Here is a 7,937-nt window from a genome sequence, read left to right on the forward strand (position 1 = left end):
TTAATCCTTTTGACTTTGTTCGCTTTGTTGCGGCGCGGTGCTTGTGGGTTGTTGAGCCGTCGCAGTTTGATTAACCTCTGCTGGTGGAGCTCTAAATAATGCACTTTTTTGTCCACAACCTAACAGTGTTAGGCTACCCAGCCCTATCAACAAAAACAGTTTCATTTTTTTCAACATCGGTAGACCCTTAGGGCAATGCGCTACCACAGGAACCCTATGACAACGTCTTGCTGTGTAGCACAAAATAGTTATCTTGATGTTTGCAGACAATCCTATTCTCAGTCAAGCCTATAACGCATTTATATCAGCTGTTTCTGGTACTTATTTAGCAGCGACTTATCTTTTGTGACAATTTGAGTCGACATTAAGATCGCAGTGCCAATATAAATCATGGCCACTTATCGCTGCCTTGCATGACTAAGCTTGCACAGTTCATCGCAACATGGCGCAAAATCAGTGATTGGCAGTTCATTGAAAGGACTTAATAATTCAACTCATTGCATGATTAAACGGCAATATAGCTGGCGAAAAGAACATTCTTTAGCGCTTTCTATATTTTTATAAGCAATTGTTTATAAACACATATATATTATCACTGTATACATAAACCAATAACCCTAAAATTAATGTGATTGGTAATCACTGGGGGATTGGTAGTATGGTGGTATTACACTGCGATATTAAAAATCTGAGGAACAATTAGCATGGCTATAACAGATTTCGAATTTCATCAACTTGCCGATGAAATGTTTCAAGCAATTGATAATGCATTAGAAGTACTTATTGACGAGCAAGACGCTGACGTTGATGTTGATAGTTCAGGTAACGTATTACAGCTAGAATTTAACGGCACGTCTAAAATTGTGATCAACAAACAAGAGCCAATGCATGAGATTTGGCTGGCAACACAATTTGGCGGTTATCACTTTGCTTACATTGACGGCAAATGGTTGGATCAACGCAATAACAACGAGTTTATGCCATTTGTTGTTGAGTCTATTTTCAAACAAAGCGGACTTAAAATCGACATTTAAGCCTGATTAAGAGGAGGAAACTCCTCTTTTTATTGGCTTGGCTACTAAAACTCCACTTCGTAAGCTTCTTTAGACACCCCAAACGGTAAGGCGACGAGCTGACCTTTTACCCGTTCTAATTTAAAAAATTGCGGCATATTAAACTGCTCTTTCGCAATCACTGAATCATTAAATGCGTGATGATGGCTAATTTTTCCAACTAACGCAGCAACATCAACCCCTTGCTGTACATAATAGTTTAGCGCATTGTTTTCATCCAAAATAAATACATCTAAACCCTCTACACGTTGACGCAAAAAATATTGGACCGCGCCTCTGGCGGCATAATCTTGCACCACCGATGGGATTTTAGAAAATGGCTCATCACCAAGTTCTGGCCGAGGAATTTCTACCAACTTACTATTTGAAAGTTGCTGATAAAAGGATTTAGCATCACTTAGATTTTCATAATGCATACCGCGGTTATTGAAAAATATTCCGTAACGGATCTGACCTACTCTTAAAGGGTAAACCAGTGTCGACGAGTTTTGAGTTTGCCGACATAAACGGGCTGAACGCATGAGTAAATTTTTAACGGTACGCTCTGTTTGCGAAATCAATTTACTAGAGCAGCTAATCACCTCTATTGCGACGCTTTCTACGGCTCTTTTCATGCCCGGCGTAACAAAGGTCAATGCCTCTAAGATGGCTTTTTCACCTTCAAAATGATGACAATGCCACTCACCCCAGCTATTAAGGCTAATGACATCTATCGAACCCAGCATGTTGACTTTGTTTTTACCCATTGAGAATACGTTACTGTTCATGTAGTCAACCATGACCTCTTGCCCATACCAGTGTTCGGTGGGGTCACTATTAAAATTAAGTAACAACACTAACTTTTTAAAATGCCAAGGCTGACACAATGCCATTTTAGATACCTTAACCGATCCCATATCAATTAAGCCCTCAAGCAACCGCGCCGCTCGCGTTAAAAATGCCGCTCGGCGTTTACTACTTTTAACCTCATACCAGCATGTACTAGCCACTGAAACCTTGTTTAATGAAGCCCAAACCAACAGTTTTGCTTTACTTTTTGAATGGTAAACAGCGCTATGCTGCAGAAAATTTTGCGGCTGTGGCTTACAGCAATACAAATAATAACGTGTGTCCTGGTCGCTATAAATAATCGATAGGTCAGTCTCTGTGATTGAGCGGCTCCAAAGCTGGTTGAGCGTCATGATTTGATGCTCATCTTCACTAAAATAGGTATGTAGTTTACGGGTTAGCAGGCCTAGCTCTGAAATCTTTAAGCTCTCGCTCAAGCTATGCGCTGAAGCAAACCGGAGTAAATTTTGGTAGCTGCCTAGCATCAACTCATTGAGCTGCGCATTAAACCACTGCAACTGCCCACAATGCCATTGTTCACAGTTATCTAACGTTTCAACTAAACTTTGCGCCCAGCCCCATTGCTTAACCAATTGAGAAATTTTGTAATAGCGCCAATCTTTTGCTTGGTGCTTATCACTAAGCCGGACCCCGCACTTAAGATAAAAACAGCGACGAGTAATTTCGAGCTTGCGACTATCACCACACTTTAATAAATAGCCTTCTATCGATTCGTACAACAAATAATATGCATCATTCGCTGCCGAAAAATCTCCCGCTAAAGTGCGCTGCCAAATACGCTCACTTACCAAGCAAGTGTTGGGGTATTCACTTGCATAAGCCTCTAACAACAGCACTTTAAGCAGCGCCTTATGGGGTTTTTCGACCCCTTTATAAAGTTGCCACAATGAAGCACCAAAATACTCACTAGCAGGTAAGGCTCGAGCATCACCAAGAGACAATAATTGCGAGCTTTTTTCAGCCTGCGGCCACCAGGCAATAACTTTGCCAGCCAGTTTAAAGTGACTGCGATAAAACTCTTCAAGCAGCAACCAGTGCTGGGCGCTACCACTGTGCTCATGACCTATACTGTTATTGAAATTAGCTTGGCTTTTTTGCGCCATCAAAAACTGTTCGGTATGGACGAGGTAAATGTTGACTTCAAAATTAAACTGCGCAAACCATTGGGTTAATAAGGTCGACTTTTCGGCAAGTAAACTGTATTGATGCTGACTTATCGAGTGGTGATAAACAAGCCACACATCGATATCGCTTTTTTGATTTTGGCCAAAACTGGCCGTGCTGCCCATACTATACACCCCTTCGATCAGAGGTGTTGATGGCACAGTGGATGTGGCAGGTAAAGTAAGGTTAAGCGTGTCGCAAGCTTCAACGTCTTCCATCGAGAAGTCAAAATCCACTATCCCGCATGGCGTAAACGGGCCATTATAACCAGGTAGTTCGTCTGAATGATGGTGCAACAAAACCGGGATAAGCCTTAGTAAATAGCGCTTCAAAGGCGACAATAACGCCGTTGCTCGCGCATACCGAATTCTGTCCAACCTTCTAGCAGCACATTCAAACGTGTCGCGCTTTTGCGTCAAACCTCATTACTCCAGAAATGCATCGCTTTATATAATGTATACGCTAAAAGCCAAACCCACAACAAAACGTGACACAGATCACATTTTAACAAGTGATATATCTGGGTATACTTCAAAGAATCTACAGTCGATTGTTACATCTGTTTTCGGGCAATGTTAGCATTGGTGCAATTAAGTTTTAAGATGGAATATTCTGCATGTCTAACAATGTTATCCGTATCGCCACACGTAAGAGCCCTCTTGCCATGTGGCAAGCTGAATTTGTCAAAGCTGAACTGGAAAAAATCCATGAAGGTTTAACAGTTGAATTGCTACCAATGAGCACAAAAGGTGACATCATCTTAGACACACCACTGGCTAAAGTGGGTGGTAAAGGCTTATTCGTTAAAGAACTTGAAGTCGCTATGCTAGAAGACAGAGCCGACATTGCAGTTCACTCAATGAAAGACGTACCTGTGGATTTTCCAGAGGGTCTAGGTTTAGAAGTAATTTGTGAGCGTGAAGATCCTCGTGACGCATTTGTATCTAACGACTTCAATAGTATCAATGAGCTGCCAGAAGGCGCAGTCGTTGGTACATCAAGCTTACGTCGTCAGTGTCAAATTAGAGCAACTCGCCCAGATCTAAAAATTAAAGATCTCCGTGGTAATGTTGGTACCCGCTTAGCTAAACTTGATGCTGGCAACTATGATGCCATTATTCTTGCCGCTGCAGGTCTTAAGCGTTTAAAGCTAGAAGAGAGAATCACTAGTTTTATCTCTGCTGAAGACTCATTACCTGCAAACGGTCAAGGCGCTGTAGGCATTGAGTGCCGTACCGATGACAGCCGCGTTAAAGCTTTGCTAGCACCACTTGAGCATGAAGAAACACGCTTTAGAGTCGTCGCTGAGCGAGCAATGAATACTCGCCTCGAAGGTGGCTGCCAAGTACCTATCGGTGCGTACGCTGTGATTGATGGCGACAACTTAAGCCTACGTGGTTTAGTCGGTAGCACAGATGGCACACAAATTATTACTGCTGCGACATCTGGCCATAAAAACGATGCTGAAAAACTAGGTATCGAGCTGGCAGAAGCCTTGCTAAGCAAAGGTGCAAAAACCATTCTTGATGCTGTATATGCTGAAGCGTAAAGATTGAGATGAAAGTTTTACTGACGCGCCCAGCAGGGCGCAATCAGTTAATGGAAGAGGCGTTGTCAGTTAGAAACGTCGCTTACCTAACCACGCCTTTATTACACGTCAGCCCCACTTCTAATCTCAACAGTCTGCAAATTGATAGCACATTACACCAAGCCGATATCATCATTTTTATCAGTACCAATGCAGTGCAGTTTGCAACCGCAATGATCAATGACCAGTGGCCAACAACAGCGCAATACTTTGCCGTTGGCAATGCCACTTATAACGCATTAACAGCTTTAGGCATTACGGCAGAAAAAGCTCCTGAGGATTGCCAGCAAACAGAGGGACTACTCAGCCTGCCATTACTTGCAAATGTCGCGAATAAGAATATTGTGATTGTAAGAGGTGTAGGCGGACGAGAAGATTTAGCCATAGAGTTGTCTCAACGCAAGGCAAATTTGAACTATTGGGAAGTCTATCAAAGAGGCTGCCCTGCTATTGCCCCGTCAATTATCGAACAGCAATGGCAAACATTCGGTATAGACACTATCATCATAACCAGTGGGGAAATACTCGATAATCTAGTCAAAACAGTTCCAAATGAACTATTTGCATGGTTACAGAGTTGTCATATCATAGTCCCTAGCTCTCGAGTATATAAAAACGCTGTCGCATACGGCTTGAAGACAGTAACAAATGCCAAAGCGGCCAATACAACGGCAATGCTGGCTGCGCTATCTTTATAGTAGATAGGTTACACTTAGCTTAGTATGTACTCGTTTTACTGTTGCACCATCGCTTTCAAGGACTGTTAAATGGAAAACAAGCACACTGACGCCAGTACGGTAGAATTACCACAAGCAGACACCACATCGGCGCAGCCTGTCAACGACACTCCGCCCACTCCTGAAGCCAGTCTGGCACCACCAGTTGTAAATGAAGATCCCGTTAAACAGGAAAGTTCTGCACCATGGGGCATTATTTTTATTCTGTTTTTACTGCTTATTTTTGCTTTTGTTACTGCCGCAGGCGGTTACTATTTTTACCAACAGCTGGAAGACCAAAAGTCACAATCCGCCGCTTTAGTGCAAAAATTACAAGCTGACATTGCCAAACCAAATCAACGTATCGATGCTATTGTGCAGCAACAAAATCAGTTTAAAGCTAATATCGAAACAGCACTGTCGACAGCTAAGACCGAACAAACACAATTACAAGAACGCGTATCAATACTGGCTCAACGCAATCCAAATCACTGGCGCGCAGAAGAAGCTAAATACCTGGTCCGCCTTGCGGGGCAAAAATTGTGGTTAGAAAAAGATCCAAGCACTGCAACCAGCTTACTAAAAGCCGCTGATGACCGTATAAAGTCGATGCGTGACACTTCATTAATGCCATTAAGAAAAGCCTTGGCAAAAGATATCGCTGCTACTGCATCAATTAAAACGACCGATATTACGGGCACAGTATTAACCCTAGATACCTTGATTACCGGCCTAGATACTTTGCCACTAAATCGTGCTGAAACGCATTTTTCAGCAGTTGAGCCTCAAGATACTCAAGTCAGTGAATCATTAGACGACTGGCAAGCTAACCTAACCAAGTCATGGAAAGCCCTAATTGATGATTTTGTGGTAGTAAGAAAACGCACAACAGATACCGCGCCGCTATTAGAGCCCGATCAACAGTGGTACTTGGTTGAAAATACTCGCAACAAGTTATTGCAAGCTCAACTAGCGCTTTATCGACAAGATCAGGTTAATTACCGTAACTCGGTTAAATTGGCTCGTAAGTGGATCTATCAATATTTCGACTTAAAAGATCCACTGGTGTCTGACGCATTAGCCACACTCGATGCGCTTGAAACCTTAAAAATTCAAACTGCATCAATTGATCGTTTTGATTCATCGAATCTACTCAATCAATTAGTGACTTACGGTAACTTGATGACAGAGGAGGCACAATAATGATCCGTGCTCTCGTTTATCTTGGTATTATTTTAGTTGGTTTATGTGTAAGTCCCTTTCTTGTAGGCAATACGGGTTATCTATACATTGCGCTTGGGGAATACCAAGCTGAAACCAGTATTGTATTTGGCGTTATCGCACTGATCCTTTTTTACAGCTTACTTCAACTGTTTGAGTTTATTGTTGTTTGGGTAATAAATCTTATTCTTAGCAGTCGTCTTTTACCTGAAAAATGGCGTAAAAAAGCGGCAAGAAAACACACTCTTGTTGGCGCACTAGCATTAGCAGAAGAAGACTGGGCAGCAGCTGAAAAAGCCATGGTAAAAGGGGCCGAAAAAGGCGAAATACCGGCATTAAATCTACTTGCTGCGGCTCGGGCTGCGCAACATCAAAATAATACTGTTGCTCGCGATGAATACCTAGCTAAAGCGGCGCTTGAGCCGCTTGCAGCAAAAGCGGTAAGTACAACCCGAACAAGGTACTTATTACAGCAAGGCGAACTTGAGTCAGCTCAAGAAGAATTAACAAAACTCAACCCAACCAGTAAAAGTAAAACACCGGTACTGCTACTAGCCATTGAGCTTTACAAGGCACTAGAAGACTGGCAAGCCTTGAAGCTTATCTTACCCATCATCAATAAAAAGCATGTTCTGGATGAGCAAGCCTTTAAAGCATTATCGTTGGAAACCAATTTAGCTTTACTTCAGAGCGCAGCTAAAACCAATGAACAGGAGCTGGAAAAATGCTGGCATTGGTTGTCTCGAGCCGAAAGAAAACAAGCTGAATATATTGCTGAATATGCCATTGGCTTGAATCATTTTGAGCATAAAGCGCAAGCAATAAAGTTACTACAAAAGCAACTTAAAGCCGCACCTTCAAAACCCATATTCGACGCCTTGGCGCAAGTCCTCACCCCAAGCGATGTGGAAGCAAGAAAACAGCTACTGGAACTTGAGTCTCAGTATGAAGACAATGTTGATTATCAAATATGCGTGGCAAAGCTTTACCATCAAAATAGTGATTATCACAATGCCAAGGTTTGGTGGCAAAAAGCCTGCTACTTGGAAGATACCCCCTCTAATTTACATGCGCTAGCCGATGCGCAAGAACATGAAGGTGAACTTAATCGCGCACTGCAAACCAGGCGTAAAGCGGTAAGAGTATAGTCATCACTTATACTCAATAAATATAAAAAAGCCACTTGATAGTGGCTTTTTGTCTTATAGCTAGACAACGTCATTACGCACCCAACCTAGCCACCTGTTTCACATCACCATTTAACTTCAGCGTAAAACAATAACAACATCTCCAGCATCACAGCTTAAGCCAACCCCATTTGACAAA

The 7,937-nt window shown here is 42.4% G+C and carries 7 protein-coding genes; 5 read left to right on the top strand and 2 right to left on the bottom strand.

Annotated elements, in window-relative coordinates:
* Complete coding sequence (locus RGE70_RS16400; RefSeq protein ID WP_310472511.1) at positions 1–177, bottom strand: lipoprotein; 177 nt, start codon at positions 175–177, stop codon at positions 1–3.
* 527 nt (positions 178–704) lie between these two features.
* On the opposite strand from RGE70_RS16400, the gene cyaY reads away from it, so the two are divergent.
* Complete coding sequence (cyaY, locus tag RGE70_RS16405) at positions 705–1,034, top strand: iron donor protein CyaY (RefSeq protein ID WP_310472512.1); 330 nt, start codon at positions 705–707, stop codon at positions 1,032–1,034.
* 44 nt (positions 1,035–1,078) lie between these two features.
* On the opposite strand, the gene RGE70_RS16410 is transcribed toward cyaY, so the two are convergent.
* Positions 1,079–3,505 (bottom strand): class I adenylate cyclase, encoded by a 2,427-nt coding sequence (locus tag RGE70_RS16410; protein WP_310472513.1) that lies wholly within the window; start codon positions 3,503–3,505, stop codon positions 1,079–1,081.
* A 197-nt stretch (positions 3,506–3,702) separates the two neighbouring features.
* On the opposite strand from RGE70_RS16410, the gene hemC reads away from it, so the two are divergent.
* The 4 genes from hemC (at position 3,703) to RGE70_RS16430 (ending at position 7,759) form a co-directional block, all read left to right on the top strand.
* Positions 3,703–4,635, top strand: a complete 933-nt coding sequence (gene hemC, locus RGE70_RS16415) for a hydroxymethylbilane synthase (RefSeq protein ID WP_310472514.1) — start codon at positions 3,703–3,705, stop codon at positions 4,633–4,635.
* Between the two features lie 8 nt (positions 4,636–4,643).
* A complete protein-coding gene (locus RGE70_RS16420; RefSeq protein WP_310472515.1) occupies positions 4,644–5,372 on the top strand; it encodes a uroporphyrinogen-III synthase in 729 nt (242 codons plus the stop codon).
* Between the two features lie 69 nt (positions 5,373–5,441).
* Complete coding sequence (locus RGE70_RS16425) at positions 5,442–6,593, top strand: uroporphyrinogen-III C-methyltransferase (RefSeq protein WP_310472516.1); 1,152 nt, start codon at positions 5,442–5,444, stop codon at positions 6,591–6,593.
* The gene (locus tag RGE70_RS16430) at positions 6,593–7,759 is read left to right on the top strand and encodes a heme biosynthesis HemY N-terminal domain-containing protein (RefSeq protein ID WP_310472517.1); all 1,167 of its coding nucleotides are present in this window, start codon (positions 6,593–6,595) and stop codon (positions 7,757–7,759) included. Before RGE70_RS16425 ends, RGE70_RS16430 begins: the two co-directional genes overlap by 1 nt.
* Positions 7,760–7,937: the final 178 nt, after the last annotated feature.

This window comes from Shewanella youngdeokensis, from assembly GCF_033180165.1.
Taxonomy (GTDB): Bacteria; Pseudomonadota; Gammaproteobacteria; order Enterobacterales; family Shewanellaceae; genus Shewanella; species Shewanella youngdeokensis.